The following is a 26090-nucleotide window of genomic DNA, read 5'->3' as shown; positions in this document are numbered from 1 at the left end:
ACGGACCACCCGCGGACGGTCAGTCGCTCGGGAGCGTGTCGTCCATGTCGAACGGCTCGGGCATCGGGGCGCGGCCGGCGAGGCGGAAGTACCGGACGACGGGGTCCGCCCGGAGCCGTCGCACCTGTTCGACGTGGGAGTTGTGGAATCGGCGGGCGAGTTGGAGGCGGTACCAGGACTGCTCGAGCCGGTCGAGCATGTCGCCGGTGCGCGGGTCCTCGGCCAGCCCCTGGCGCGAGGCGCCATCTCCGAGCACGGTGCGCAGGGTACGGCTCAGTTCGCTCTCGATCAGCGCCCTGTCCGACCTCTCCTCCGGCGGGGTGGCTGCGGAGACGTCCGGGGCGGCGAGGAGGTGGTCGGGTGTGCTGCCTGCCAGGCCATCGGGCACCACCTCGCTGCCGGCGGCGTCGGTGGCCCGCAGCACCACGTCTGTGACGAGGAGGGTCTCGGCCGGGTCCAATGCTCCGGAGGTGGCGAGCTCGTGTGCCGCGGCGGCTCGTTGTGCCAGCTGGGTCTCGAGGGTCTGGCGTGACCGCAGCACAGTGCGGTGCAGTGTGTCGAGTCGGACCGCGCGGCGCCAGAGCAGCACGACGGCGACGGCCACGAGGACGAGGCCGACGAGCACCCACTCGGTCAGGCCCACGGTCGCTCCCCGGCGGCGGCGCGGAGGCGTCCGTAGACCGTGCGTGATCGCGGGTCCTCGCGCACTGGGGTGCGCGCGGTGGTCACCACCATGTCGTAGACGTCGAGGATCCGGGTCGTCACCGCGGACCAGTCGTAGCGCCGGACGACCTCCTGGCCCCGGCTGCGGACCGGCCGGGCCCGTTCCGGGTCGGTGAGGACGTCCACCAGCGTTCTGGCCAGGCTGGCGGCGTCCCCCCGCCGGAACAGGCGTCCGGCCGTACCGCCGTCCAGGACCGCCTGGAACGCTGGCAGATCCGCGGCGACGACGAGAGCCCCGGCGGACATCGCCTCCACGAGCACGATCCCGAAGCTCTCCCCGCCGGTCTGGGGCGCGACGTAGACGTCGGCCGAGCGGAACAGCCGCGCCTTCTCCTCGTCACTGATTCCCCCGAGGAACCGCACCGCCTCGCCGTGCCGGGCGAGCAACGTCCGCTCCTCGGCCGCCTCACCGCGCCCGGCGATGAGGAACCGGGCGCCGGGGACCGCGCGCAGGACATCGTCGACAGCCTCCGCCAGGATCGGCAGTCCCTTGCGAGGCTCGTCCAACCGGCCGAGGAATGCGACGGTGGGGCGCCCCGGCTCCCCGGTCCAGCGCGGGTCCGGCTCCGCCGTAGCGAACCGGTCGACGTAGACCCCGTTGGGAACGACGACGGCGTCACCGCCGAGATGCTGGACCAGGGTGCGGCGCGCCTCGGCGGAGACGGCGATACGCCCGGTGATCTTCTCCAGCATCGGGACCACGACGGGGCTGATCGCGCGCAATGCGCGAGAACGTTCCATCGATGTGTGGAACGTGCCGACCACCGGACCGTCCGCCACCCACAACGCCAGCATGCTCAGCGACGGGATGAACGGCTCGTGCAGGTGCAGGAGGTCGAAGCCGCCCTGGTCGACCCAGCGCCGGACCCGGCCGCCGACCACCGGACCGAAGTTCAGGCGGGCCACGGAGCCGTTGTACGGGATCGGGACCGAACGGCCGGACGGCACCACGTAGTCCGGGACTGGCGTGCCGTCCTCAGCAGGTGCCAGCACGCTCACCTCGTGACCGCGGCGGATCAGTTCCTCCGCCAGGTCCCGGACGTGCAACTGGACTCCGCCGAACGCGTCGAAGGAGTAGGGGCAGACCAGCCCGATCCGCATCAGGTCTCCGTCCGGCGTGCGGACGCCGACGCCGGACGCAGCCGGTCCGGGTCGAGGTCGTCCAGGAAGACCTTCTGCAGCATGTGCCAGTGCGTGGGGTGGCGACGGATCCGCTCGGCGACGTCGTCCACCCACGCCTGGGTGAGTGCGGCGACGTCGCCCTCGGCCGAGCCGTCGTGCCGGGCAGGGAGGAACTCGATGACGATGCCCCACGGTGACCCGGCCGCACGCCGCCGGGCACCGGTGAGGAGCTCGTGGCGGATCATGACCGGGAACAGCGGGATCCGCGCACCGAGCGCCAGCGCGGCCGGACCGGCGGCGACCCGGGCACGCTGACCGAGCAGGTCGACCTCCACGCCGGTGCTGGTCAGGTCACGGTCGGCGAGCAGCGGAATGATGCTGGCCTCGCCCTGCCGCGCGTGCCGCATGAGTTGCCGGAAGACTCCGCCACCCTTGGTCAGCGGGATGATCGTCATCCCGAGATCGGTGCGGAAGTCCAGGAAGTCCCGGAAGATCTCCTCCGGTTCGAGGACTTCGGCCACGGTGAGCACCGGAGCGAGCTCTCGGGTGGCGAAAGCTCCTGCGAGGTCCCAGTTTCCGTTGTGCCCCAGAGCCGCCACGACGCTCCGGCCCGAGGCGAGCGCCTCGCGCACCGGGCGGTCACCCACCAGGCGCACGCGTGCGGCGATCTGCTCGCGGGTGAGCCCGGGCAGTTGGAACATTTCGCAGTAGTACCGCAGGTAGGTGCGCATGCCCTCGCGGGACAGGCGTCGCAGTCCGGCGCGGTCGAGCTCGGGCCGTACCCGGGAGAGATTGGCTTCGAGCTGGGTCACCCCGCCGTAGCGCAACAGCCAGGCCCCGTCGGCCACGGATGCGAAGATGCCGCGCGCCACCGGGTCGGGGATCCGTTCCACGACACGCCGCGCCAGCGAGAAGACGCGGACCAGGTCGACCATCATGCTCCCGTCCTACCGTGCGACTGCCGATGCACCGCCGAGACGCGCTGGATGACCGTCCACGCGCTGGCGAGTGCGAGCAGGACCAGGGCGACGGTGAGGATCACGACCGGCAGGCCGAGTCCCACGAGCAGCACCGCCACCAGGATGACCACCAGCCGGTCGGCCCGTTCGGCGAGTCCGCCGTCCGCGGTCATCCCCAGCGAGGCGGCCCGCGCCTTCGCGTACGGCACGATGCTGCCGAGGACGAGGCAGCTCAGCGCCAGCGCGGCAGTGACGTCTCCGGCCGCGCCGTCGACGTGCCGCAGGGCCCAGATTCCCACTCCCGCGAAGATCGCAGCGTCGGCGAAGCGGTCCATCGTCGAGTCGAGGAAGGCTCCCCAGTCCGACTCGCGCCCGGTCAGCCGCGCCATCTGGCCGTCGAGGTTGTCCAGGACGACGAGCGCGCCGAGTGTGAGCGCGCCGGCGAGGAGGTGGCCGGTCGGCAGGAGGGACAGCGCGGCCGCGACGGTCAGCGCCGTGCCGGCCACGGTCACCGCGTCCGGGCTGATACCGAGCCGGACGAGCAGTCGCGCCGCCGGGCCGAAGAGGACGGTGGCCAGGCGCCGGCCGTTGCTCGAGAGCACTAGCCGTCAGCCCCGTCGTCCAGGATGCCTGCCGTGCCTGTCCAGGCCTCGGCGAGCAGCCGCCGGGTCTCCCCCAGCACCTGCGGGAGGGCTTTCGTGCGGGCGACGATGGCGAGGAAGTTCGCGTCCCCGCCCCACCGGGGCACGACGTGCTGGTGCAGGTGCGCCGCGATCCCCGCGCCCGCGACGGCACCGACGTTCATCCCGAGGTTGAACCCGTGCGGAGCCGAGACGGCACGCACGACCTGCAAACTGCGCGTGGTGAGCCGGGAGATCTCCTCGTGTTCGCTGTCGTCCAGCTCGGTGGGGTCCGAGACGTGCCGGTAGGGGCAGATGAGCAGATGCCCCGGGTTGTACGGGTAGAGGTTGAGGACCACGTAGGCGGCCTCGCCGCGGTGGACGATCAGGGCCTCCTCGTCCGGACGCCCCGGCGCACGGCAGAACGGGCACCCCTGACCAGGGGCGTCGTCGGTCGGCTTGCCCTCCCCGTCGATGTACGCCATCCGGTGCGGGGTCCACAGCCGTCCGAACGCGTCCGGGACGCCGGGATGGTCGGCCCCGGGCTCCGGTTGGGGCAACCCGGGCGCCGTCATGCCGGCCCTCGCCGGATCACGTGTTCTCCTTGTCGGCGATCACACGGACGATGTCCTCGACGGCCTCGTCCACGGGCACCTGGTTGCGCTGGGAGCCGTCCCGGTACCGGAACGAGACGGCACCGGCCTCGGCGTCCTCCCCACCGGCGATGAGGACGAACGGAACCTTCTCCTTGGCCGCGTTGCGGATCTTCTTGCCGAACCGGTCGTCGGAGTCGTCCAACTCCACCCGGACGCCGCGGGCCCGCAGCCGGTCCAGCACGCCGCGCAGATAGTCGTCGAAGACATCCGCGACCGGCACGCCGAGCACCTGCACCGGAGCGAGCCAGGCCGGGAAGGCGCCGGCGTAGTGCTCGAGCAGCACACCGAAGAACCGTTCGATGGAGCCGAAGAGGGCACGGTGGATCATCACCGGCCGTTGCCGGCTTCCGTCGGCAGCGGTGTACTCGAGCTCGAACAGCTCCGGCTCGAAGAAGTCGAGCTGGATGGTGGACAGCTGCCAGGTGCGGCCGATCGCGTCGCGGGCCTGCACGGAGATCTTCGGGCCGTAGAACGCGGCGCCGCCCGGGTCGTCGACGAGCTCCAGACCGGAGTCGTACGCCACCTCGGCGAGTGTCCGGGTGGCCTCGTCCCAGGTCTGCTCGTCGCCGACCGACTTCTCCGGATCCCGGGTGGACAGCTCGAGGTAGAAGTCGTCGAGACCGTAGTCGCGCAGCAGGTCCAGCACGAAGGTCAGCAGCGAGGAGAGCTCGTCCTTCATCTGCTCACGGGTGCAGTAGATGTGCGCGTCGTCCTGGGTGAAACCGCGGGCGCGGGTCAGCCCGTGGACGACGCCGGACTTCTCGTAGCGGTAGACCGCACCGAACTCGAACAGCCGGAGCGGGAGTTCGCGGTAGGACCTGCCCCGTGAGGAGTACACCAGGTTGTGCATGGGGCAGTTCATCGGCTTGAGGTAGTAGTCCTGCCCCGGCTTGGTGACGTTGCCCTCGGCGTCACGGAGCTCGTCCAGGTGCATCGGCGGGTACATCCCGTCCGCGTACCACTCCAGGTGCTTGGAGGTCTCGAACAGTTTCGCCTTGGTGATGTGCGGGGTGGTGACGAAGGAGTACCCGGCCTCGACGTGCCGACGGCGGGAGTAGTCCTCCATCTCCATCCGGATCATCGCGCCCTTGGGATGGAACACCGGCAGGCCGGAGCCGATCTCGTCGGGGAAGGAGAACAGGTCGAGCTCGGCGCCGAGGCGGCGGTGGTCGCGGCGTTCGGCCTCCGCCAGTCGCTCCAGGTAGGACTTGAGCTGGTCCTTGGTGGGCCACGCGGTCCCGTAGATCCGTTGCAGCTGGGGGTTCTTCTCGCTGCCGCGCCAGTACGCGCCGGCCGCACGCATGAGCGAGAACCCGTTGCCGATCAGCTTGGTCGAGGGCAGGTGGGGGCCGCGGCACAGGTCCTTCCAGGCGACCTCTCCCCCGCGCCGGACGTTGTCGTAGATCGTCAGCTCGCTGCCGCCGACCTCGACGGAAGCCCCTTCAGTGTCCGCGTCGGCGTCCGAGTCGCCCCCCGAGCCCTTGAGCCCGATGAGCTCGAGCTTGTACGGCTCGCCCGCGAGTTCGGCGCGCGCCTCCTCCTCGCTGACCACCCGGCGCCGGAAGGTCTGCCCTTCCTTGACGATGCGCGCCATCGCCTTCTCGAGGGCTTTGAGGTCCTCCGGGGTGAACGGGGCGTCGACGTCGAAGTCGTAATAGAAGCCGTCGGTGACCGGAGGGCCGATGCCGAGTTTGGCCTCCGGGCGGACCTGCTGGACCGCCTGGGCCAGCACATGCGCAGCGGAGTGGCGAAGGATGGACAGTCCTTCCGGTGAGTCGATGCTCACGCCGGTGACGCGCGCACCGGCCGGCAGGGTCGCCAGGTCGCTGTCCAGATCCCGCAGCTCGCCGTCCACCTCGAGGGCGACGACGTCCTTGTGCCCGGCGAAGAGCTCCGTGCCCGTCGTCCCACCTGCCACCTGTCGCTCGACGCCGTCGATGGTCAGGAAATGGTCGATGGTCACCGGTGCTCCTTGTGGGTCGGACAGGACCTGTCGATCGTACCGAGGCCCGGGGACGACTCAGGCCCCCGGCCGCTGAGGCGGCGGGGGCCTGACGTGTGTGGGCGATACTGGGTTCGAACCAGTGACCTCCTCGGTGTGAACGAGGCGCTCTACCGCTGAGCCAATCGCCCGGGCGACGGAACGGGCCGTGCGCGGAAGATGATGCTACTAGGCCACCGGACGGATCGTGAAACCGGGCCCACGCCCGGCGGTGAGAGACCGGACACATCTCACGGGTCGGGGGTCTCGAGATGGCGCCGCGTGTAGATCTCGGCGACCGCCTCGGACAGTGGCCCGGGCGCGAGCTCGCGCCCGTCGACCCCGACGATCGGGACGACGCCGCGCGTGGACGAGGTCAGGGCCGCATGCCGGGCGTCCTTGAGTGCTCCCAGTGGCAGCGTCTGCTCGCGCACGTCGATCCCCGCCTCGCTGGCCCACTCCATGACGAGGGCACGAGTGACACCGGCGAGGCAACCCGACTCCAGCGGCGGGGTCAGCAACATGCCGTCCGCCTCGACGAACACGTTGGTCCCGGTGCCCTCGCACAGTTCACCTCGCGTGTTGCCGAAGACGGCCTCGTCCGCGCCCTGCTCGCGGGCGTGGGCGAGCGCGCGGACGTTCTCGGCGTACGACGTCGTCTTCAACCCGGCGATCGCCGATCGTTCGTTCCGCACCCACGGGACGACGGCGACCCGTACCGGCCGGGGCGGACTGACCGCCGATGCCGCGACGAGGAGAGTTCCGGGGCCCCAGGCACGCTCGGACCCCAGCGGGCCGGGACCGGCGCTCCACAGGATGCGCACCCGGCCGAGACCCTCCCCCCAGGCACCGGCGACAGTCTCGACCGCACGACGGACCTCGTCGCGGTCCGGCAGGGGAAGTCCGAGGCCGGTCGCGGACCGCTCCAGGCGGTCCAGGTGCCTGGTCAGGGCGAACGGCCGGCCGTCGAGAAGCTCGCAGGCCTCGAAGACGCCGTCGCCGACCGTGAGGCCGTGGTCGTCGGCCCGGACGAGCGGCTCGGTGTGCTCACGCAAGCGACCGTCGAACCACACCACCACCCGCCGGTCCTCAGCCATGCTTCGAACTGTGTCATCCATCACCGGCACACCGCCAGATCTGGTTTGGAATCTGCCCCGGCGGTGGTCTAAAGTTCTGGAACGTCCGTTGGGGAGTCGCCCGGCCGGACAATGCGGATGTGGCTCAGTTGGTAGAGCATCACCTTGCCAAGGTGAGGGTCGCGGGTTCGAGTCCCGTCATCCGCTCGGAGGCACCCCACCACCCGGTGGGTTTCCCAGGGTGGCGTGGCCGAGAGGCGAGGCAGCGGCCTGCAAAGCCGTATACACGGGTTCGAATCCCGTCGCCACCTCTCGATAAGCGCATAGGGGCGATTGGCGCAGCGGTAGCGCGCTTCCCTGACACGGAAGAGGTCACTGGTTCGAACCCAGTATCGCCCACCATCGGCCCGGATCCGGATACGGATCCGGGCCTTTGTCGTCGCCGGGCACGCGGGCACACCGGGTGCGAAGGCCGCAGGCATGCGAACCTACTCCCATGCAGATCTGGCCCGGCCGTCAGTACCCCCTCGGCGCCACCTTCGATGGCTCCGGCACGAACTTCGCGCTCTACTCCTCCGTCGCCGAACGGGTCGAGTTGTGCCTCCTGCCCGATGAGCCGGACGAGGAGGAGCAGTGCGTCGACCTCACGGAGGTCGACGGGCATGTCTGGCACGGATACCTGCCCTCGGTCCGGCCCGGCCAGCGCTACGGGTACCGGGTCCACGGCCCCTACGACCCTGCCTCCGGTCACCGGTGCGACCCGTCCAAACTGCTTCTCGATCCGTACGCCAAGGCGGTGGACGGGCAGATCGACGGGCACCCGTCGCTGTACTCCTACACCTTCGACGATCCGGATAAGCGCAACACCGAGGACTCGGCGGCCCACACCATGGTCTCCGTGGTCATCAACCCCTTCTTCGACTGGGGCTACGACCGCCCGCCGCGGCACGAGTACCACGAGTCGATCATCTACGAGGCGCACGTCAAGGGGCTGACCCAGCTTGCCCCGGAACTGCCCGAGGAACTGCGCGGCACCTACGCCGGCGTCGGGCACCCCGCCATCGTCGAGCACCTGACCACCCTGGGCGTGACCGCGATCGAGCTCATGCCCGTGCACCAGTTCGTCAACGACCCGCACCTGCAGGAGAAGGGACTGAGCAACTACTGGGGGTACAACACCATCGGCTTCTTCGCGCCGCACAACGGATACGCCGCCTTCGGCGCCCGGGGCGAGCAGGTCGAGGAGTTCAAGACGATGGTCAAGTCCCTGCACGAGGCTGGGATCGAGGTGATCCTCGACGTCGTCTACAACCACACCGCCGAAGGCAACCACCTCGGGCCGACCCTGTCCTTCCGCGGGATCGACAACGCGTCCTACTACCGGCTCGTGGACGGGGACGAGGCGCACTACTTCGACACCACCGGCACCGGGAACTCGCTGCTCATGCGGTCCCCGCATACCCTCCAGCTGATCACCGACTCGCTGCGGTACTGGATCCAGGAGATGCACGTCGACGGCTTCCGCTTCGACCTGGCCTCGACCCTGGCACGCGAACTCCACGAGGTCGACCGTCTCTCCGCGTTCTTCGACATCATCCAGCAGGACCCGGTGATCAACCAGGTCAAGCTCATCGCCGAGCCGTGGGACGTGGGCGAAGGCGGGTATCAGGTCGGCGGGTTCCCCCCGCTGTGGACCGAATGGAACGGCAAGTATCGCGACACTGTGCGCGACTTCTGGCGCGGCGAGCCCTCCACGCTCGGCGAGCTGGCCAGCCGGCTCGCCGGCTCGGCGGACCTGTACGAGCACAGCGGGCGCCGACCGGTCTCCTCGATCAACTTCGTCACCGCCCACGACGGCTTCACCCTGCGCGACCTCGTGTCCTACAACGAGAAGCACAACGAGGCCAACGGCGAGGACGGAAACGACGGCGAGTCGCACAACCGGTCGTGGAACTGCGGTGCGGAGGGCGAGACGGACGATCCTGAGGTGCGCGCCCTGCGCGCCCGTCAGCAACGCAACTTCCTCACCACCCTGCTGCTGAGCCAGGGCGTGCCGATGATCTGCCACGGTGACGAGATGGGCCGGACCCAGCAGGGCAACAACAACACCTACTGCCAGGACAACGAGCTCTCCTGGGTGGACTGGCAGCTCGACGACGAACGCGAGGACCTGCTCACGTTCACCCGCCGGCTCATCGCGCTGCGCAAGGAACAGCCGGTGCTGCGCCGACGCCGGTTCTTCGCCGGCGCCCCCGAGCACGGCGGAGAGTCCGAGATCGGCGACATCGAGTGGTTCACCCCGGATGCCGGCCGGATGGACGAGGAGGACTGGGACACCTGGTACGCGCGTTCGATCATGATGTTCCTCAACGGCGAGGCGATCCCGGAACCCGGCGAACGGGGTGAACGCATCGTCGGGGACTCGGTCCTCGCGCTCCTGAACGCCGACGCCGAGCCGCTCGACTTCACCCTGCCCGGTGCGGACTACGGCACCGCGTGGCACGTCGCGCTCGACACCGCGGACGAGGATCCGGACGAGGCCGACGAGCGTGAACTGTCCTCGGGTGCGAGTGTGAAGGTGACGGGCCGATCCGTCGTCGTCCTGACCCGGCCACCTCAGGACGGCGAGTAGGGGCCGGCGTTCGGCGAGCGAGGAGGACCATGACCGAGACGACAGCCGCGGCCGGTGCCGCCACCGCTCACCGCCCGCGGCCCGGCCGGCGGGTTCCGGTCAGCACCTACCGGCTCCAGCTCGGACCGGAGTTCACCTTCGCCGACGCCGAGGCGCTCGTTCCCTACCTCGCGAGCCTCGGGATCACCGACCTCTACCTCTCCCCCGTCCTCCAGGCGGCGCCGGGCTCGACGCACGGCTACGACGTCGTCGACCACACCCGGATCAGCGACGTGCTGGGCGGCCGGGAGGGGCTGGAGTCGCTCGCGGCCGCGGCCCACGGACATGATCTCGGCCTGGTCGTCGACGTCGTGCCGAACCACATGGCGGTTCCCACGCCCGCCTGGCACAACCGGGCGCTGTGGTCCGTCCTCGCCGAAGGCCCCGACTCGCCCTACGCGCACTGGTTCGACGTCGATCTGAGTGACGAAGACGGTCTGCTCATGCCCGTCCTCGGCTCGCGCATCGGGGACGCGCTCGCCGCCGGCGAGCTGCACCTGGACCGGGCGGAGATTCCCGACAGCGGGGACGGAGTCCCGCAGCCCGTCCTGCGTTACTACGACCACACCTTCCCTGTCCGACGGGGTACCGAGAACCTCCCGCTGGCCGAACTCATCGAACGTCAGCACTATCGGCTGTCGTACTGGCGGGTGGCGGACGAGGAGCTCAACTACCGCCGCTTTTTCGACGTCGGCACCCTGGCGGCCGTCCGAGTCGAGGATCCAGCGGTCTTCGACGCCACCCACGCGCTGCTGCTCGACCTGTTCCGTGCCGGAGTGATCGACGCGTTCCGGATCGACCACCCCGACGGCCTGGCGGACCCCCGGGGCTACCTACGCCGCCTGCACGAGGCCACCGGCGGGGCGTGGATCGCCGCCGAGAAGATCCTGGAGGGCGACGAGGAACTCCCCGAGGACTGGCCGGTCGCCGGGACCACCGGCTACGACGCCGCCTGGCGGTTTCATGCCCTGCACGTCGACCCCGCGGGAGCCGTACCGCTCGCCTCCGTGATGCAGGAGCTCGCCGGAGACACACCGGACCTGGCCGGCGTCATCGAGGAGTCCAAACGTCAGATCGTCTCCACCTCGCTCGTGGCGGAGATCCACCGCCTGACGGACCTGCTCACCCAGATCTGCCACACCGACATCCGGTTGCGGGACCACACGTTCTCCGCGCTGCGCGACTGCGTGGTCGAGCTCGTCGTCGCCTTCCCCCGCTACCGGGCGTACATCGTCCCCGGTGAAGACCCACCGGGTCACGAGGAGCGCGTCGTCCGTGAGGCGGCCGACCGCGCCCGCGAACGGCTCGATCCGGAGCGGCACGACACTCTGGACCTCGTCGTCGACCTGCTCCTGGGGCGCGAGGCCGGCAGTGCCGGCCGCACCGACGAGGCACCCCGCCGGGAGCTGGTGATCCGCTTCCAGCAGGTCTGCGGTGCCGTGACCGCCAAGGGAGTCGAGGACACGGCGTTCTACCGGTGGACTCACCTGGTGAGCCTGTGCGAGGTGGGCGGCGACCCCTCGCGGTTCGGTGCCGACCCGGACGAGCTGCACGCCTGGGCGGCCCGGACGCAGGCCATGTGGCCGGTCACGATGACCGCCGGAAGCACCCACGACACCAAACGTGGGGAGGACGTGCGGGCGCGCATCGGCGTGCTGGCCACCTACGCGCAGGAATGGGCCGAAACCTTGCAGGAGCTGCGCCGCAGCACGTCCGAGCTGCGGCCCGCCGACCTGGACGGGCGCACCGAGAACTTGCTGTGGCAGACCCTGGCCGGCACGTGGACCGCCGACGGGCCGATCGAGGCCGAGCGGCTCACCGAGTACCTGCTCAAGGCGAGCCGGGAACAGAAGACCTGGACCACGTGGACCGCGCAGGACACGGCCCGGGAGAGAGCCTTGACCGAATTTGGGACCGCGCTCGTCACCCATCCGGAGGTGTCGGCCACTTTCGCGACCTGGGTCGAGCTCACCGCGGCCGCCGTCCGACGCACCATTCTGGGGACCAAGCTGGTGCAACTGACCGCGCCCGGAGTGGCGGACGTCTATCAGGGCAGCGAGATCACGCGAACCAGCCTGGTCGATCCGGACAACCGCCGCCCGGTGGACTTTACGGCACTGGCCGACCGACTGGCCGAACTCGATGCGGGCCGCGGCCCGGCGGACGTGGATGAGGAGAAGCTCCGACTCACGGCGGCGGCACTGCGGCTCCGACGCCGGCACTCGGAGGCGTTCGTCGGACCGGAGGCGAATTATCGGCCGCTGCCGACCACGACTGGCCACGCCGTCGCATTCGCCCGGGCCGACGCCACCGGGCCCCTCGCCGTGACCGTCTGCGCCCGGTTGGCCGACGTGGCGGCCCATCGGGGCATGGCCGAGGCCACCGTCGTGCTGCCCGACGGCTCCTGGCGCGACCTGCTGTCCGCGCATACCTGGCCGGGCGGCGACGTCCGGCTCGGCGACCTGCTCGCCGAGGCCCCGGTCGCACTCCTGGAGCGGGCGTGAGCGGGCACGTGAGCGTGTGGGCACCGCGCGCCTCGACAGTCGACCTTGTCCTGCCCGAGGACGGCGAACGTGAGGCGATGCTCGCCCAGGACGGAGGCTGGTGGCGCTCGCGCCGGACCCTGGAGACCGGCACCGACTACGCCTTCTCCCTGGACGGCGGTGAGCCACGCCCGGACCCCCGCTCGCCGTGGCAGCCGCACGGCGTGCACGGGCCGTCCCGGCTCTGCGACCCGGATGTGTACCAATGGGGTGACGACGAGTGGCCGGGGCGGTCCGTCCTCGGAGCGGTGATCTACGAACTGCACGTCGGCACCTTCACCCCGGAAGGCACGCTCGACGCCGCCGTCGACCGACTTGATCACCTGGCCGCCCTCGGTGTCGACATCGTCGAACTCATGCCGGTGGCGGCATTCCCGGGGGCACGCGGGTGGGGTTACGACGGCGTGGGGCTGTACGCGGTGCACGAGCCCTACGGCGGCCCGGCCGCGTTGCAGCGTTTCGTCGACGCCGCTCACGGCCGCGGACTCGGCGTCTGCCTGGACGTCGTCTACAACCATCTCGGTCCGGACGGCAACTACCTGGCTGAGTTCGGCCCGTACTTCACCGACCGGCATGAGACGCCCTGGGGTGCCGCGATCAACCTCGACGGCGACGAGCGTGAGCGAGGGACGAGCGGAGGGCGAGGAGCCGGAGAATCGGACGCCGACGGCGACGAGCGTGAGCGAGGGACGAGCGGAGGGCGAGGAGCCGGAGAATCGGACGCCGACGGCGACGAGCGTGAGGTGCGCCGGTTCCTCGTCGACAACGCGGTGCGGTGGCTGCGCGACTTCCACATCGACGCCCTCCGGCTCGACGCCGTGCACGCCCTGGTGGATGATTCGCCCCGGCACCTGCTCGCCGAGCTCTCCGACACGGTCGCAGCCCTCGAGGCGGAGGTGGGCCGGCCACTCTCGCTCATCGCCGAGTCGGATCTCAACGACCCGGCGATGGTCACTCCGACCGCAGCGGGCGGGAAGGGTATGACGGCGCAGTGGGCGGACGACGTGCACCACGCCCTGCACGCCCTGCTCACCGGTGAACGGCACGGCTACTACGTCGACTTCGGCGACCTGGACACCGCCGCCAAGGCCTTCACCGACGTCTTCGTCCACGACGGCAGCTACTCGACCTTCCGGGGGCGCCCGTGGGGCGCCCCCGTCCCGCCGGAGACGGACCGGCGCCGGTTCGTCGTCTTCGCACAGAACCACGACCAGGTCGGGAATCGCGCGCTCGGCGACCGGCCCAGCCGGGTCCTGTCCCCCGGCCTGCTGGCGGTCAGTGCCGCCGCGGTACTGCTCGGAACGGGCACTCCGATGCTGTTCATGGGCGAGGAGTGGGGCGCGACCACACCTTTCCTGTACTTCACGGACCACACGGACGAGCTCGGCCGCCTGGTCCGGGAGGGGCGCCGGGAGGAGTTCGAGACCCACGGGTGGGCCGAGCTGTACGGCCAGGAGGACCTCGAGGTGCCCGACCCGCAGGCGCTCGAGACGTTCGAGGCGTCCCGGTTGGACTGGGCCGAGGCGAACCGGCCGCCGCACGAGGAGCTGTTGCGGTTCACCCAGGACCTGATCCGGCTGCGCCGTGCCGAACCGGACCTGACCGGGGGCGACGTCCCGCAGGTGCGCACCGGCGAGGACTGCCTGACGATCCGGCGAGGCAGGATCACGATCGTGCTCGCACTCCGGGCCTGCGAGGTACCGGTCGGCGGTGACCTCCTGCTCGGTTGGGACGCGACCGCGAGTGAGCGGGCCACGCGACTGAGCGACGCCGGTGTCGCGGTGCTGCGGACGAGCGCCCAGCCGTAGTCGCCTCGAGCGCCGCTCTGACAGGCGCTACCGGCCGTACGACCCAGGCTGCTTCCGCCCGGGGTGGTGACGCGCGAACTTGCGGACCTGGTTGAGTTGGGCGGCTGCGATCGCCGCCCACCGGCGCGGATCCCGCTCGGCCCGGTAGAGAAGGGGATTGGTGGCGGCTCCGGAGCGGGCGAGACGGCGGACCAGGGCCGCGTCGTCGTCGTCCACGTAGCGGCGCACCAGGCCGAGCGGCACGACGTGGAAGAGGTGCTCGTTCGTCCCGACAACGCCGCCTGCGGCTCCCGTACGGTGGACGAACGCGTCGACGTACATTCGCGCGACGTCGTACCCGGATGCCGTCACCGCATAACCGGAACGGCCGACCCGGGGATTGACCTCGAGGAAGCGGTGGACGCCGTCACGCGGGTCACGTTTGACGTCGACGTTGGCGAAACCGCGCCATCCCACATGTTCGAGCACCCGCCGCGCCTGTTCGACGACCACGTCGTCGACACCCGTCACCTGGGCGACCGAGTTACCGAGCGCGCCGGGCGTGTGCTCCTCGAGCAGGACCCGCCCGAACTGGGCGAACCGCCACGAGCCGTCCGCCCCGAAGAACAGGTTCACCGCCGCCATCGTCGCGTCCCCGCCGGGGACCTCCTCCTGGACCAGCAGATCCCCGGTGAAGCCGCCGCCGTCGATCCGCGCCAGCACCTGTGCCAGTTCTGCCCGGTCGGCGGCGCGGTCGACCTTGCGCTGTCCGGGAAAGGTCACCTTGTGATACGCCGTCGTGGAGGCGGCTTTGACCACCACGGGAAAGCGCAGTGAGGCTGCCGCGTCAGGGCCGTCGGCGGCGCGGATCACCGCGGTGGCCGGCACCGGCACGTCGAGCTCGCGGCACAGGCTGGTGAACGCGCCCTTGTCGCTCACCCGGGCCATCGCCTCGGTGTGCGCATATGGCACGACGACCTCGCCCGGCAGGCCGGTCAGCTCCTCGCGGCGTGCGACGAGGGCGTCGACGTACCAGTCGGCGCTGGCGAGCAGCAGGTGCGGCACGTCCGGGGCCTCGGCGACGACGTCCGCGATCGCCCGGACCATCCGGTCCGGGTCGGTCAGTCCCGGAACCACGCGGAGGTCGACCGCCACGGACCGGGCCACTTGCCAGGTCGAGACGCCGGCGAGCACCACCGAGGCGGCGCCGAACGTCTCGTGGAACGTCCGCGCCGTGGCGTAGGCGCCGATGTCGGCGCCGAGGACGACGGGCCGCACGGCCGGACGCGGCCGAGGGGCGGGCACGGACATACCTCTCTGCCTCCTTCCTCGTGCTGTGGCGGTCCGGACGGGCCTGCGCGAGCATATCGACGTCGGACACTCGGCGTGGCCTTCGCCCCGCCGAGCTGCGCGCTGCCTAGTCTGGGCTCCGTGACACCTGACGAGGCGGTGGCACCGCCGGAATTCCAGGCCGCGCTGACGAGTCTGCGGGGTCATCGGTTGCGCCCGGAGCTGCGCCTGGAGGAGGTTCCGCCGCCCACCCGGATCGCGCCGTACGCGCTCGCCCTCACCGGTGAAGTCAATGCCGAGCCGCGGTCGATGGACCCGGACGCCCTGCTCGGTCACGGGCGGTTCGTCGTGCTGCACGACCCCGCCGGTCAGGAGGCGTGGCACGGCACCTTCCGCGTGATCGTGCTGGCGAAGGCCGCGCTCGAGGACGAGGTCGGGCAGGACCCGCTGCTCGGTGAGGTCGGGTGGTCCTGGCTCACCGATTCCCTCGCCGAGTCGGGCGCGGGCTACCACCATCTGTCCGGGACGGTGACCCGAGTGCTCTCCGAGACCTTCGGCGGCCTGGAGCTGCGCTCTGGTGAGGTCGAGATCGAGGTGCGGGCGTCCTGGACGCCCACCACGACCGACCTCGGTCCGCACCTGCGCGCCTGGGCGGACCTGACCTGTACCGCCGCCGGACTCGAGCCGCTCCCGGAGAACGTGGCCTCCCTGCACCGGCGCCGGTGAGCTCGTTCGGCTCTCCTCGCGCCGCCCCGTCGTCTACCGTGGCCTCCGTGCCTGCCACGACCAGTGAGGAGACGGCCGCCGAGGTCACCGACGAGCCGGTGCCGTTGACCGAACCCGTCGACGGGGTTCCTGCGGTCACCGACACGCCCGCCGCGCTCGAGCGCGCGGTGGCCGCGCTAGCGGCCGGGACCGGGCCGGTGGCCGTCGACGCCGAACGCGCCTCAGGCTTCCGGTACGGCCAGCGCGCCTACCTCGTCCAGCTGCGGCGCGCCGGCGCCGGGACCGTCCTGTTGGACCCGGTGGCCCTGCCGGAGCTCGACGACCTGGCTGCCGTCCTCAGCGGGTGCGAGTGGGTGCTGCACGCCGCCGACCAGGACCTGCCGTGCCTGGCCGACCTCGGGCTGAGACCACCGCGCCTGTTCGACACGGAGCTCGCCTCCAGGCTCCTCGGCCGCGCCAAGGTGGGGCTCGCGTCTGTCGTGGCCGAGAATCTGGGATTCGCGTTGGCCAAGGAGCACTCGGCCGCCGACTGGTCCACCCGGCCACTGCCCGAGTCCTGGTTGCGCTACGCGGCTCTCGACGTCGAACTGCTTGTTGAACTGCGCGACGTCCTCACCCGCGACCTGGAGGCGGCCGGCAAACTCGAGTGGGCACTCGAGGAGTTCGAGAACGTCCGCACCGCTCCCCCTGCGCCGCCACGGCCGGATCCGTGGCGGCGTACCGCAGGTCTCCAGGCGGTCAAGGATCCCCGCGGGCTGGCCGTGGCACGTTCGCTGTGGGAGGCACGCGAGGAGCTCGCTCAGCGCCTCGACCGCGCCCCGGGGCGGGTGCTGTCGGCGAACGCGATCGTGGCCGCCGCACTCGCCAAGCCCACCAGCATCACGGCCCTCGGCCGGCTGAAGGAGTTCTCCGGGAAACGGGTACGCCGCGACTACTGGTTCGAGGCCGTGGCGCGTGCGATGGCGTTGCCCGACGCCGAGCTCCCTCCACGCCGTGCGCCGCAGCAGCCCGGGAACCTGCCGACCCCCCGCTCCTGGCCGGAGAAGAACCCTCCGGCAGCCGAGCGGCTCGACAAGGTGCGCGCGACCGTCCGGGCACATGCGGACGAGCTCGCACTCCCGCAGGAGAACCTGCTCGCCCCGGCCCTCCAACGCCGACTGGCCTGGGAGGTCGGGCACCGCCCCACCCTCGGGGACGTGGCTGACCGGCTCACCGCCCTCGGTGCGCGCCCGTGGCAGGTCGACCAACTCGCTGGCCGCCTCGCGAAGGCACTGGCATGAGTGCGGCGTCCCGAGTCAGTGACGGCCGTGGCGTGGCTGCGGAACGTGTGACGACCGTCGTGGCCTCGGACACCGAGGTTGCCGGCGTCGGTACGGTCGCGATCCTGCGCTTCGCCCCGGCCGAGGATCCGGATGCCGACCGCCCCTGCACCCTGGGCATCGAAGGGCTGGCCCGCGTCGAGTCCGCGGTGACGACCGCCGCCGAACGTGCCGAGGCCGGTGAGATCGCCGCCGTCCTCCTGACGGGAACGGGGCGGACGTTCCTCGCCGGAGCCGACCTCCACCTCATCCGCACGGTGACGGACCGCGCGCTCGCCGAGCAGGTCGCCCGGGCCGGCCATCGGGTCGTCGCCCACATCGCCGACCTCGGCGTGCCCACGATCGCCTACCTCAACGGCACCACGCTCGGCGGCGGCCTCGAGATCGCGCTCGCGTGCGACTTCCGGATCGCCGATCCGGGCGTCCGGGCCGTGGGGCTGCCGGAGACGCACCTTGGACTGCTCCCCGGCTGGGGCGGATGCACACTGCTGCCCCGGCTCATCGGCCCGGACGCGGCGTTGCGCCTCATCATCGACAACCCCGCCCGGAACAACCGCACCCTGGGCGCCGAGGCCGCCCACGAGCTCGGGCTGGTCGACGCCGTCCTCCCCTCCGGTGACCCCGGAGATCCCGACGGACCGCTGGGACCGGCGCTGGCGTGGATCCGTACGGCGCTCACCGGCCAGGCACCCGCGCGCATCCATGCGGCGCCGGAGTCCGCGTGGCAGGAGGCGCTCCAGGCCCGTCGCGCGGCGGTCGAGGCGCGCGCCGCCGGTGGTGCGCCCGCGCCCCGGCGGGCACTGGCCACCGTGGGGGCGGCGCGTACGCTGTCCCGGGACGAGGCATTCGCCCGCGAGGACGAGGCGCTCGTGGACCTCGTCATGACGGACGAGTTGCGCGCCGGCCTGTACGGCTTCGACCTGCTCACCCGCCGTGCGAAGCATCCGTCCGGACGGCCGTCGCACGCCGGACGGGAGATCTCCGCGGTCGGCATCGCCGGTGCCGGCCTGATGGCCGGGCAGCTCGCGATGCTGTTCGCCCACCGGCTCGGCGTGCCGGTGACGATGCGCGACCTCGACGCCGAGCGCGCCGACCGAGGACTGGCCGCGGTGCACGCCGAGGTCGACCGCCAGGTCGAGCGGGGCCGGCTCGCTCCCGCCGACGGGGCCCAGCTCAAGGCGCGGCTACGCGCGACCACGGACGTGCGGGACCTGTCGGGCTCGGACCTCGTGGTCGAGGCCGTGTTCGAGGAGCTCGACGTCAAGCGGGAGGTGTTCGCTGAACTGGAGGAGGTCGTGGCCCCCCACGCGGTCCTCGCCACGAACACCTCGGCCCTGTCGGTCGGTGCCATGGCCGAGGCGCTACGCCACCCCGAGCGCGTCGTCGGCCTGCATTTCTTCAACCCGGTGGCGGCCATGCCGTTGGTGGAGGTGGTCCGCGCCGAGTCCGCGGACACCACGGCCTACGCCACCGCGTTCGCCGTGGCGCAGGCGTGCCGCAAGACGGCGGTCGCGGTCGCCGACGCGCCGGGGTTCGTGGTGAACCGACTGCTGCTCCGGCTGCTCGGTGAGGTCCTCGGCGCTCTCGAGGAGGGCACGTCGATCGTCGACGCGGACGCCGCGCTGGGTCCGATGGGCCTGCCGATGGGCCCGTTCCAGCTTCTTGACCTCGTCGGTCCGGCCGTGGCCCACCACGTGCTGCAGGCCCTGCGGAGAGGCCTCGGCGAGCGATATCCGGATTCGCCCGGGCTCGCGGAGGTGGTACGCACCGGTCGCCGTTTCGTCCGTGCCGAGGACCGGCCGCAGGCTACCTCGCCGGTCGACCCCTCGATCGCTGAGGTGTTCGGCTCCCGGACGGTGGCCGAACCGATGGGACCGGACGAGCTCCTCCGGCGGGTCCGCGAGGCGTTGGCCGACGAGACCGCGCGTCTGCTCGACGAGCAGGTGGTTGCCGACGCCGGCGACGTCGACCTGGCGATGATCCTCGGTGCGGGGTGGCCGCTGCACAACGGCGGCCTCACCCCGTACCTGGACCGGACCGGCGCCTCCGTGGCGGTGACGGGCGAACGCTTCCACGCCCCGGGAGTGGCAGACCTGCCGCGGTGACCGCCGCCCGGGGCTCCGCGGTCGACGGGCTCAGGCCTCCGGCTGCCGCTCCGGCACCGGGGCGCCGTCATCCAGGGCGGAGACGGCGGCGGCGCTCTCGCGGGCGATGTCCTGGCCGCGCAGCGCGAACGCCTCGACGAGCTGCGCACGGCTGGCGTGGTCGAGGAAGGCGTGCGGGATACCGTGGCAGCGGACCGGGACCTGGACGCCGGCCCGGCCGAGGGCGTCGCGCAGAGCCGACCCGATCCCGCCGCTGGCCAGTCCGTCCTCGACTGTGACGACGAGGTCGTGCTGCTCCGCGAGCCGGACGAGCTCGTCTGGGACGGGCAGCACCCAGCGCGGGTCGACGACGGTGGATCCGATGCCCTGGGCGTCCAGACCCTGCCCGACCTCGACCGCCGTGTGCGCCATGGCGCCGACGCCGACCACGAGGACGCGTGGGACGCCGCCGCGCCGGGCGAGGATGTCGATGCCGCCCTGCTGGGCAAGGGCGGGCAGGTCGTCGGGCAGCGCGCCCTTGGGGTAGCGCACCACGGTCGGGCCGTCCTCGACGGCCACCGCCTCGTTGAGCTCGGCGCGCAGTGTCTGCTCGTCCCGGGGGGCGGCCAGCCGCAGTCCGGGGACGATGCGCAGCAGGGCCATGTCCCACATGCCGTTGTGCGAGGCGCCGTCGTCGCCGGTCAGGCCGGCGCGGTCGAGGACGAACGTCACGCCGGCGCGGTGCAGCGCCACATCCATGAGGAGCTGGTCGAACGCGCGGTTGAGGAAGGTCGAGTACAGCGCGATCACCGGGTGCAGGCCGGCGTAGGCCATTCCGGCGGCGGAGGTGACGGCGTGCTGTTCGGCGATCCCGACGTCGATGACCCGGTCCGGAAACTCCTCGGCGAAGGGGGCGAGGCCGACCGGGGCGAGCATCGCGGCGGTCAGTCCGACGACGTCGCTGCGCCGTCGTCCGATCTCGACGATCTCCTCCGCGAAGACGGCGGTCCACCCGAACCGGGAGGGCGCCACCGGCAGGCCGGTCTCGGGGTGGATGGCGCCGACGCTGTGGAAGCGGTCGACGATGTCCTCCTCGGCGGGGGTGTATCCGCGCCCCTTCTCGGTGATCGCGTGCACGATGACCGGTCCGCCGAAGCCCTTGGCACGAGCCAGTGCGGTCTCGGTCGCCTCGAGATCGTGCCCGTCGACCGGCCCGATGTACTTGATGCCGAGGTCCTCGAACATTCCCTGCGGTGCGACGACGTCCTTGATGCCCTTTTTCATGCCGTGCAGCGCCTCGAACGCGAGGCGTCCGGGCGGACCGGAGCGCTGGAGCGTGCGCCTGCCCCAGTCGAGCATCCGTTCGTAACCCTGCAGCGTCCGCAGGGCGTCGAGGTGCCGGGCGAGCCCGCCGATGGTCGGTGCGTAGGAGCGTCCGTTGTCGTTGACGACGATGACGAGCGAGCGGTCCTGTCCCTCGGCGATGTTGTTCAGCGCCTCCCACGCCATACCTCCGGTCAGGGCACCGTCGCCGACGACGGCGACCACCGACCGGTCGATCCCGCGCAGCTGGTTGGCGCGGGCGATCCCGTCGGCCCAGCTCAGCGACGTGGAGGCGTGCGAGTTCTCCACGATGTCGTGGTCGGACTCGGCACGAGAGGGATACCCGGACAACCCGCCGCGTTTGCGTAGCTCGGAGAAGTCGCGCCGGCCGGTGAGCAGCTTGTGCACGTACGACTGGTGACCGGTGTCGAACACGATGCGGTCGGCGGGCGACTCGAAGACGCGGTGCAGGGCGATCGTCAGTTCGACAACCCCGAGGTTGGGTCCGAGATGCCCGCCGGTGCGGGAGACCGAGCTGACCAGGAACTCGCGGATCTCCTTGGCGAGCACGTCGAGCTCGTGCGGATCCATCCGGATCAGGTCAGCCGGGTGGCGGACTCGCTCCAGGTAGGTCATCTGGTCCCTCGTGGTCGGGGTGGCCGTCCGGCCGTGCGGACCCCCAGGATACGCGCCGGGACGGCGTCCGGCCTGTGCACTGAGGGTGCCGGTCGCGATGGTGGCCCTCCTCACGTGGCACTCGTCGGTGCTCCGGCACGAGGCGTTCGGGCCGATGTGAGATCACCGCCGTGCGCCCTCGAGCGCTCCCTGGAACACTGGCCGTGCCGAGATGACGTCTGCCCCTGCCGCTCGTGTCGGGCGGCCAGGTGGTCGGCCTTCGCCGTTCGCGGCATCCGGTCGGTCGCGAGGAACGCCTCGGCGATGTCATGGGCTCGAGCCAACCCGGCCTCGCGCTGGGGCGCGTTGTGATCGCCTTCGACGTCGTAGATGAGGTGGCTCTCGACGTCGTCGATACCGCAGTAGGCGAAGATGCCGACGTCGATCTGGGTCCGCATCGCCTCGTCGTAGCCGTACTTGTCGTAGGTCCGCTGTTTGGATCCGCCGATGCCGATGAGCACGGTGGGGATGCTGGGCAGCAGCGCGTTGAGCGGCTCCTTGCCCCGGTCGTCGACTCCACTGCCGTACTGGTACGCCCAGCCGCCGGTGAAGACACGCTCGAGCCACCCCTTCATCATCGCGGGCATCCCCCACCAGTAGACGGGGTACACGAAGGCGAGTCTGTCCGCAGCCTCGACCCGGCGGTGCATCTCGGTGATCCCGTCCGGGATCGGGCCACCCCAGAAGTGCGCGTGATCAGCTTCGGTGAATCGCGGGTCGAAACCTTCCCGGTGCAGGTCGAGGACGTCGATCGTGTGTCCGGCCCGCCGGAATGGTTCGTGGAACGCGTCCATCACCGCGGCCGGATAGCGGTCGGTCAACGGGTGGGAGAAAACGGTCAGCAGGTGCATACAGCGGAACTCCGTTCCGAGAGGTCGAGGACTGGGTCAGGCGGGCGTGCGGACAAGGGTCCTCGCGATGTGCCGGGCGGCGTCGACCGCCCGCTGCCCGCGGTAGGAGGCCGCGGAGGTCGCTCCCTCGAAGACCACGAGCAGTTGCTCGGCGCGAACCGCATCTGCACTGCCCGTTTCGTGCTGGACGATCCGGGACATCGCGCGGTGCAACAGTTCCCGGTACTGCCGGACCGCGTGCTCCACCTCCGGGACGCGACGTCCGTCCTCTCCGAGCGCACGCAGGAACAGGCACCCACGGGCGCCCTCGGAGCGGATCCATACCGTCAGTGCATCGAAGAGCTCGTCGACGGTCGAGACGTCGAATACGCGGCCGAAGCGTTCACGGCGAGCGTCCAGGACCGCGGCGATGAGTCCGGTCTTGCTTCCCAGGTGCTTGTACAAGGTGCGGGAGGACACCCCGGCTGCCTCGGTGAGCCGGTCCACGCCGATGCCGGCGAACCCGTGCTCGTCGAAGACCGGTTCGGCGCTGGTGATGATGCGTTCGCGGGTCGTCGTCACTCGACCAATGTAGCACGATCGTTTTACATGCGCCGCCGATCGCGACCCGAACGGAGGAACTGACGACAAGCGCCCCGCCAGGCCGAAGCCTGACGGGGCGCCTGTGTGAAGCGGTCGAGGCGGTGAGGCTGCCTCGTGTCAGCGAACGGGCCGTCTCGTGCTCGAGCCGGACCGCTCAGGACGCGGCAAGCTGGCGCAGCACGTACTGCAGGATGCCTCCGTTGCGGAAGTAGTCCGCCTCACCGGGCGTGTCGATCCGCACGACCGCGTCGAAGTCGACGGTGCTGCCGTCGTCCTTGGTAGCGGTGACCTTGACCGTGGCGGGTGTCCGCCCCTCGTTCAGGGCCGTGATCCCCTCGATGGCGAACGTCTCGCTGCCGTCCAGGCCGAGCGAGTCGTAGGACTCCCCCTCGGGGAACTGCAACGGCAGCACGCCCATGCCGATGAGGTTCGAGCGGTGGATGCGCTCGAAGCTCTCGGCGATGACGGCGCGCACCCCGAGCAGGGCGGTGCCCTTCGCGGCCCAGTCGCGGGAGGAGCCGGAGCCGTACTCCTTGCCACCGAGGATCACCAGCGGGATGCCGGCGTCCTGATAGGCCATCGCCGCGTCGAAGATCGTGTCCTGCTCACCGGTGAGGAAATTCTTGGTGAAGCCACCCTCGACCCCGTCGAGCAGGAGGTTCTTCAGCCGGATGTTGGCGAACGTGCCGCGGATCATCACCTCGTGGTTACCGCGGCGCGACCCGTAGCTGTTGAAGTCCTTGCGTGCCACGCCGTGCTCGGCGAGGTACTTGCCCGCCGGCGAGTCAGGCTTGATCGAGCCGGCCGGCGAGATGTGGTCGGTGGTGACCGAGTCCCCGAGCTTGGCCAGGACACGTGCGCCGGAGACGTCCTCGACCGGAGCCGGCTCGGCCTGCATCCCCTCGAAGTACGGGGGGCGGCGCACGTAGGTCGACTCGGCGTCCCACGCGAAGGTCTCGCCCTCCGGCGTCGACAGCTCCCGCCACCGATCGTCACCGGTGAAGACGTCGGAGTAGTCCTTGGTGAACATCTCCGAGTCGATGGAGTTCGCGATCGTCGCGTCCACGTCGGCCGGCGTGGGCCAGATGTCCTTGAGGTAGACCGGCTCGCCCTCGCTGTCCGTGCCGAGCGGCTCGGACTCGAAGTCGAAGTCCATCGTGCCGGCGAGCCCGTAGGCGATGACCAGGGGCGGGGACGCGAGGTAGTTCATCTTCACGTCCGGGTTGATCCGGCCCTCGAAGTTGCGGTTGCCGGAGAGCACCGAGGCCACGGCGAGGTCGTTCTCGTTCACCGCGTCGGAGATCTCCTCCGGCAGCGGCCCGGAGTTGCCGATGCACGTCGTGCAGCCGTAACCGACGAGGTGGTAGCCGAGCTTCTCGAGGTAGGGCCACAGTCCGGCCTTGTCGTAGTAGTTCGTCACCACCTTGGACCCGGGCGCCATCGACGTCTTGACCCAGGGCTTGACCTCGAGCCCCTTCTCGACTGCGTTCTTGGCCAGCAGGCCGGCGGCGAGCATCACCGACGGGTTGGAGGTGTTGGTGCACGACGTGATGGAGGAGATGACGACGGCGCCGTGGTCCAACTCCGTCTGCCGGCCGTCCTCGAGCGTGACCGGGACGCGCTTGTGGGCGCGTCCTGTCGCGTGCTGGACCGGGGCGGCCGGGGTGCCGTCATGGTCACCGTTGGTGGCGCCGGTGGCGACCGGGTCCGAGGCCGGGAATGTCTCCTCGACGGCCTCGTCCAGGCTCGTCTCCTCGATCTGCTCGTGCTCGCCGACGTAGTTGGGCAGGACGTCCGCGAAGGCGGCCTTGGCGTCGGTGACCGCGATGCGGTCCTGCGGACGCTTCGGACCGGCGATGGAGGGGACCACGGTGGAGAGGTCCAGCTCCAGGTACTCGCTGTAGACCGGCTCCGTGTACCCGGCGGCCGACGGGTCGTGCCACAGGCCCTGCTCCTTGGCGTAGGCCTCGACCAGGGCGACCTGGTCCTCGCTCCGGCCGGTGAGTCGCAGGTAGTCCACGGTGACCTGGTCGATCGGGAAGATCGCGACCGTGGAACCGAATTCGGGGCTCATGTTGCCGATCGTCGCCCGATTGGCCAGCGGCACCTGAGCCACGCCGTCGCCGTAGAACTCGACGAACTTGCCGACCACCCCGTGCTGGCGCAGCATCTCGGTGATCGTCAGCACGACGTCGGTCGCGGTGGCGCCGGACGGGATCGAGCCGGAGAGCTTGAAGCCGACGACCTTGGGAATCAGCATCGAGACGGGCTGGCCGAGCATCGCCGCCTCGGCCTCGATGCCGCCGACGCCCCAACCCAGGACCCCCAGGCCGTTGACCATCGGGGTGTGGGAGTCGGTGCCGACGCAGGTGTCCGGGTACGCCCGGGTGACCGCGCTGCCGCCCTCGTCGGTCACCTCCCGGGTCATGACACCCCGGGCGAGGTACTCGAGGTTGACCTGGTGGACGATGCCGGTGCCGGGCGGGACCACCTTGAAGTCGTCGAAGGCGGTCTGGCCCCAGCGTAGGAACTGGTAGCGCTCCTTGTTCCGGCCGTACTCGAACTCGACGTTCCGTTCGAAGGCGTCGGCACGGCCGAAGACGTCGATGACGACGGAGTGGTCGATGACGAGCTCCGCCGGGGCGAGCGGGTTGACCTTCTTCGGGTCGCCCCCGAGCTCGGCGACGGCTTCACGCATGGTCGCCAGGTCGACGACGCAGGGCACGCCGGTGAAGTCCTGCATGACCACACGCGCCGGGGTGAACTGGATCTCCGTGCTCGGATCCGCCTGCGGGTCCCACTCGGCCAGCGCGCGCACGTGCTCTGCGGTGACGTCCTTGCCGTCCTCGGTCCGCAGCAGGTTCTCGGCGAGGATCTTCAGGCTGTACGGCAGCCGCTCGAGGCCGTCCACGGCGCCGAGGCGGAAGATCTCGTAGGACGCGGCGCCGACGTCGAGCGTTCCCCTGGACTTGAAACTGTCGATACTCACATGGACTCCTCGGTTCGTGCTCACGTCATCCGGCCGGCCCTCGGCGTGCGGTGCGGGGCAACGGCCTCCGCCGCCCATCGTCCCACGCAGACTCGACACCAGCAGGCGCGACG

Annotated in this window: 18 protein-coding genes and 4 tRNA genes; 9 read left to right on the top strand and 13 right to left on the bottom strand. The window is 70.8% G+C overall.

Going from position 1 to position 26090, the window contains the following annotated elements:
- Positions 1–19 precede the first annotated feature (19 nt).
- The 8 genes from ACFSE6_RS14980 to ACFSE6_RS14945 all read right to left on the bottom strand — a co-directional run bounded on the left by ACFSE6_RS14980 (position 20) and on the right by ACFSE6_RS14945 (position 7158).
- On the bottom strand, positions 20–643 hold the full coding sequence (locus ACFSE6_RS14980; protein ID WP_388008830.1) for a hypothetical protein: 624 nt from the start codon (positions 641–643) through the stop codon (positions 20–22).
- Positions 634–1824 (bottom strand): glycosyltransferase family 4 protein, encoded by a 1191-nt coding sequence (locus ACFSE6_RS14975; protein WP_388008827.1) that lies wholly within the window; start codon positions 1822–1824, stop codon positions 634–636. The genes ACFSE6_RS14980 and ACFSE6_RS14975 overlap by 10 nt, the downstream gene beginning before the upstream one ends.
- The gene (locus ACFSE6_RS14970; RefSeq protein WP_388008824.1) at positions 1824–2783 is read right to left on the bottom strand and encodes a phosphatidylinositol mannoside acyltransferase; all 960 of its coding nucleotides are present in this window, start codon (positions 2781–2783) and stop codon (positions 1824–1826) included. The genes ACFSE6_RS14975 and ACFSE6_RS14970 overlap by 1 nt, the downstream gene beginning before the upstream one ends.
- Positions 2780–3406 carry a phosphatidylinositol phosphate synthase gene (pgsA, locus tag ACFSE6_RS14965; protein WP_388008821.1) on the bottom strand — a complete coding sequence of 209 codons (627 nt, stop codon included), beginning with the start codon at positions 3404–3406 and terminating at the stop codon, positions 2780–2782. Before pgsA ends, ACFSE6_RS14970 begins: the two co-directional genes overlap by 4 nt.
- On the bottom strand, positions 3406–3999 hold the full coding sequence (locus tag ACFSE6_RS14960; protein WP_388008818.1) for an HIT family protein: 594 nt from the start codon (positions 3997–3999) through the stop codon (positions 3406–3408). Before ACFSE6_RS14960 ends, pgsA begins: the two co-directional genes overlap by 1 nt.
- Before the next feature lie 16 nt (positions 4000–4015).
- Positions 4016–6043, bottom strand: coding sequence for a threonine--tRNA ligase (thrS, locus tag ACFSE6_RS14955; protein ID WP_388008815.1), 2028 nt, complete (start codon positions 6041–6043; stop codon positions 4016–4018).
- Positions 6044–6141: 98 nt separating this feature from the next.
- Positions 6142–6213: transfer RNA gene (locus tag ACFSE6_RS14950), tRNA-Val, on the bottom strand.
- A 99-nt stretch (positions 6214–6312) separates the two neighbouring features.
- Positions 6313–7158 (bottom strand): aminotransferase class IV, encoded by an 846-nt coding sequence (locus tag ACFSE6_RS14945; protein WP_388008812.1) that lies wholly within the window; start codon positions 7156–7158, stop codon positions 6313–6315.
- A 113-nt stretch (positions 7159–7271) separates the two neighbouring features.
- On the opposite strand from ACFSE6_RS14945, the gene ACFSE6_RS14940 reads away from it, so the two are divergent.
- From ACFSE6_RS14940 to ACFSE6_RS14915, 6 genes are all read left to right on the top strand, one after another.
- A tRNA-Gly gene (locus tag ACFSE6_RS14940) sits at positions 7272–7344 on the top strand.
- A gap of 33 nt (positions 7345–7377) precedes the next feature.
- Positions 7378–7448 (top strand) — tRNA-Cys (locus tag ACFSE6_RS14935).
- Between the two features lie 16 nt (positions 7449–7464).
- Positions 7465–7539 (top strand) — tRNA-Val (locus ACFSE6_RS14930).
- Between the two features lie 94 nt (positions 7540–7633).
- Complete coding sequence (gene glgX, locus ACFSE6_RS14925; RefSeq protein WP_388008809.1) at positions 7634–9769, top strand: glycogen debranching protein GlgX; 2136 nt, start codon at positions 7634–7636, stop codon at positions 9767–9769.
- Positions 9770–9798: 29 nt separating this feature from the next.
- The gene (gene treY / locus ACFSE6_RS14920) at positions 9799–12312 is read left to right on the top strand and encodes a malto-oligosyltrehalose synthase (protein ID WP_388008806.1); all 2514 of its coding nucleotides are present in this window, start codon (positions 9799–9801) and stop codon (positions 12310–12312) included.
- The gene (locus ACFSE6_RS14915) at positions 12309–14159 is read left to right on the top strand and encodes a malto-oligosyltrehalose trehalohydrolase (protein WP_388008803.1); all 1851 of its coding nucleotides are present in this window, start codon (positions 12309–12311) and stop codon (positions 14157–14159) included. Before treY ends, ACFSE6_RS14915 begins: the two co-directional genes overlap by 4 nt.
- Positions 14160–14186: 27 nt before the next feature.
- On the opposite strand, the gene ACFSE6_RS14910 is transcribed toward ACFSE6_RS14915, so the two are convergent.
- Entirely contained in the window at positions 14187–15449 is a 1263-nt protein-coding gene (locus ACFSE6_RS14910) for a carboxylate--amine ligase (protein WP_388008800.1), read from the bottom strand.
- A 120-nt stretch (positions 15450–15569) separates the two neighbouring features.
- On the opposite strand from ACFSE6_RS14910, the gene ACFSE6_RS14905 reads away from it, so the two are divergent.
- The 3 genes from ACFSE6_RS14905 to ACFSE6_RS14895 are packed head-to-tail and all read left to right on the top strand — an operon-like array spanning position 15570 to position 19578.
- Positions 15570–16154 (top strand): DUF3000 domain-containing protein, encoded by a 585-nt coding sequence (locus tag ACFSE6_RS14905; RefSeq protein ID WP_388008797.1) that lies wholly within the window; start codon positions 15570–15572, stop codon positions 16152–16154.
- A 38-nt stretch (positions 16155–16192) separates the two neighbouring features.
- Complete coding sequence (locus ACFSE6_RS14900) at positions 16193–17434, top strand: HRDC domain-containing protein (protein WP_465254163.1); 1242 nt, start codon at positions 16193–16195, stop codon at positions 17432–17434.
- 32 nt (positions 17435–17466) lie between these two features.
- Positions 17467–19578 (top strand): 3-hydroxyacyl-CoA dehydrogenase NAD-binding domain-containing protein, encoded by a 2112-nt coding sequence (locus tag ACFSE6_RS14895; protein WP_388008791.1) that lies wholly within the window; start codon positions 17467–17469, stop codon positions 19576–19578.
- Positions 19579–19608: 30 nt separating this feature from the next.
- Here the strand turns inward: ACFSE6_RS14895 and dxs are convergent, their stop codons facing one another.
- The 4 genes from dxs to ACFSE6_RS14875 form a co-directional block, all read right to left on the bottom strand.
- The gene (gene dxs / locus ACFSE6_RS14890) at positions 19609–21516 is read right to left on the bottom strand and encodes a 1-deoxy-D-xylulose-5-phosphate synthase (protein ID WP_388008788.1); all 1908 of its coding nucleotides are present in this window, start codon (positions 21514–21516) and stop codon (positions 19609–19611) included.
- A 110-nt stretch (positions 21517–21626) separates the two neighbouring features.
- Positions 21627–22406 (bottom strand): NAD(P)H-dependent oxidoreductase, encoded by a 780-nt coding sequence (locus ACFSE6_RS14885; RefSeq protein ID WP_388008785.1) that lies wholly within the window; start codon positions 22404–22406, stop codon positions 21627–21629.
- A 36-nt stretch (positions 22407–22442) separates the two neighbouring features.
- Positions 22443–22967: a TetR/AcrR family transcriptional regulator gene (locus ACFSE6_RS14880; protein WP_388008782.1), complete on the bottom strand. Its 525-nt coding sequence runs from the start codon at positions 22965–22967 to the stop codon at positions 22443–22445.
- 175 nt (positions 22968–23142) lie between these two features.
- Positions 23143–25977, bottom strand: coding sequence for an aconitate hydratase (locus ACFSE6_RS14875; RefSeq protein WP_388008779.1), 2835 nt, complete (start codon positions 25975–25977; stop codon positions 23143–23145).
- Between the last annotated feature and the right edge of the window lie 113 nt (positions 25978–26090).

It is taken from the genome of Georgenia deserti, assembly GCF_042680605.1.
Lineage (GTDB): Bacteria > Actinomycetota > Actinomycetes > Actinomycetales > Actinomycetaceae > Allobogoriella > Allobogoriella deserti.
Note: the sequence above shows the minus strand (reverse complement) of the source record. Positions and strands in the feature narration are given on the sequence as shown.

Bases quoted from the DNA above. Each gene is read 5' to 3' on its own strand.
- ACFSE6_RS14975 (WP_388008827.1), bottom strand. From the start codon at position 1,824: ATGCGGATCGGGCTGGTCTGCCCCTACTCCTTCGACGCGTTCGGCGGA.
- ACFSE6_RS14970 (WP_388008824.1), bottom strand. From the start codon at position 2,783: ATGATGGTCGACCTGGTCCGCGTCTTCTCGCTGGCGCGGCGTGTCGTG.
- ACFSE6_RS14960 (WP_388008818.1), bottom strand. From the start codon at position 3,999: ATGACGGCGCCCGGGTTGCCCCAACCGGAGCCCGGGGCCGACCATCCC.
- ACFSE6_RS14945 (WP_388008812.1), bottom strand. From the start codon at position 7,158: ATGGCTGAGGACCGGCGGGTGGTGGTGTGGTTCGACGGTCGCTTGCGT.
- glgX (WP_388008809.1), top strand. From the start codon at position 7,634: ATGCAGATCTGGCCCGGCCGTCAGTACCCCCTCGGCGCCACCTTCGAT.
- treY (WP_388008806.1), top strand. From the start codon at position 9,799: ATGACCGAGACGACAGCCGCGGCCGGTGCCGCCACCGCTCACCGCCCG.
- ACFSE6_RS14910 (WP_388008800.1), bottom strand. From the start codon at position 15,449: ATGTCCGTGCCCGCCCCTCGGCCGCGTCCGGCCGTGCGGCCCGTCGTC.
- dxs (WP_388008788.1), bottom strand. From the start codon at position 21,516: ATGACCTACCTGGAGCGAGTCCGCCACCCGGCTGACCTGATCCGGATG.
- ACFSE6_RS14885 (WP_388008785.1), bottom strand. From the start codon at position 22,406: ATGCACCTGCTGACCGTTTTCTCCCACCCGTTGACCGACCGCTATCCG.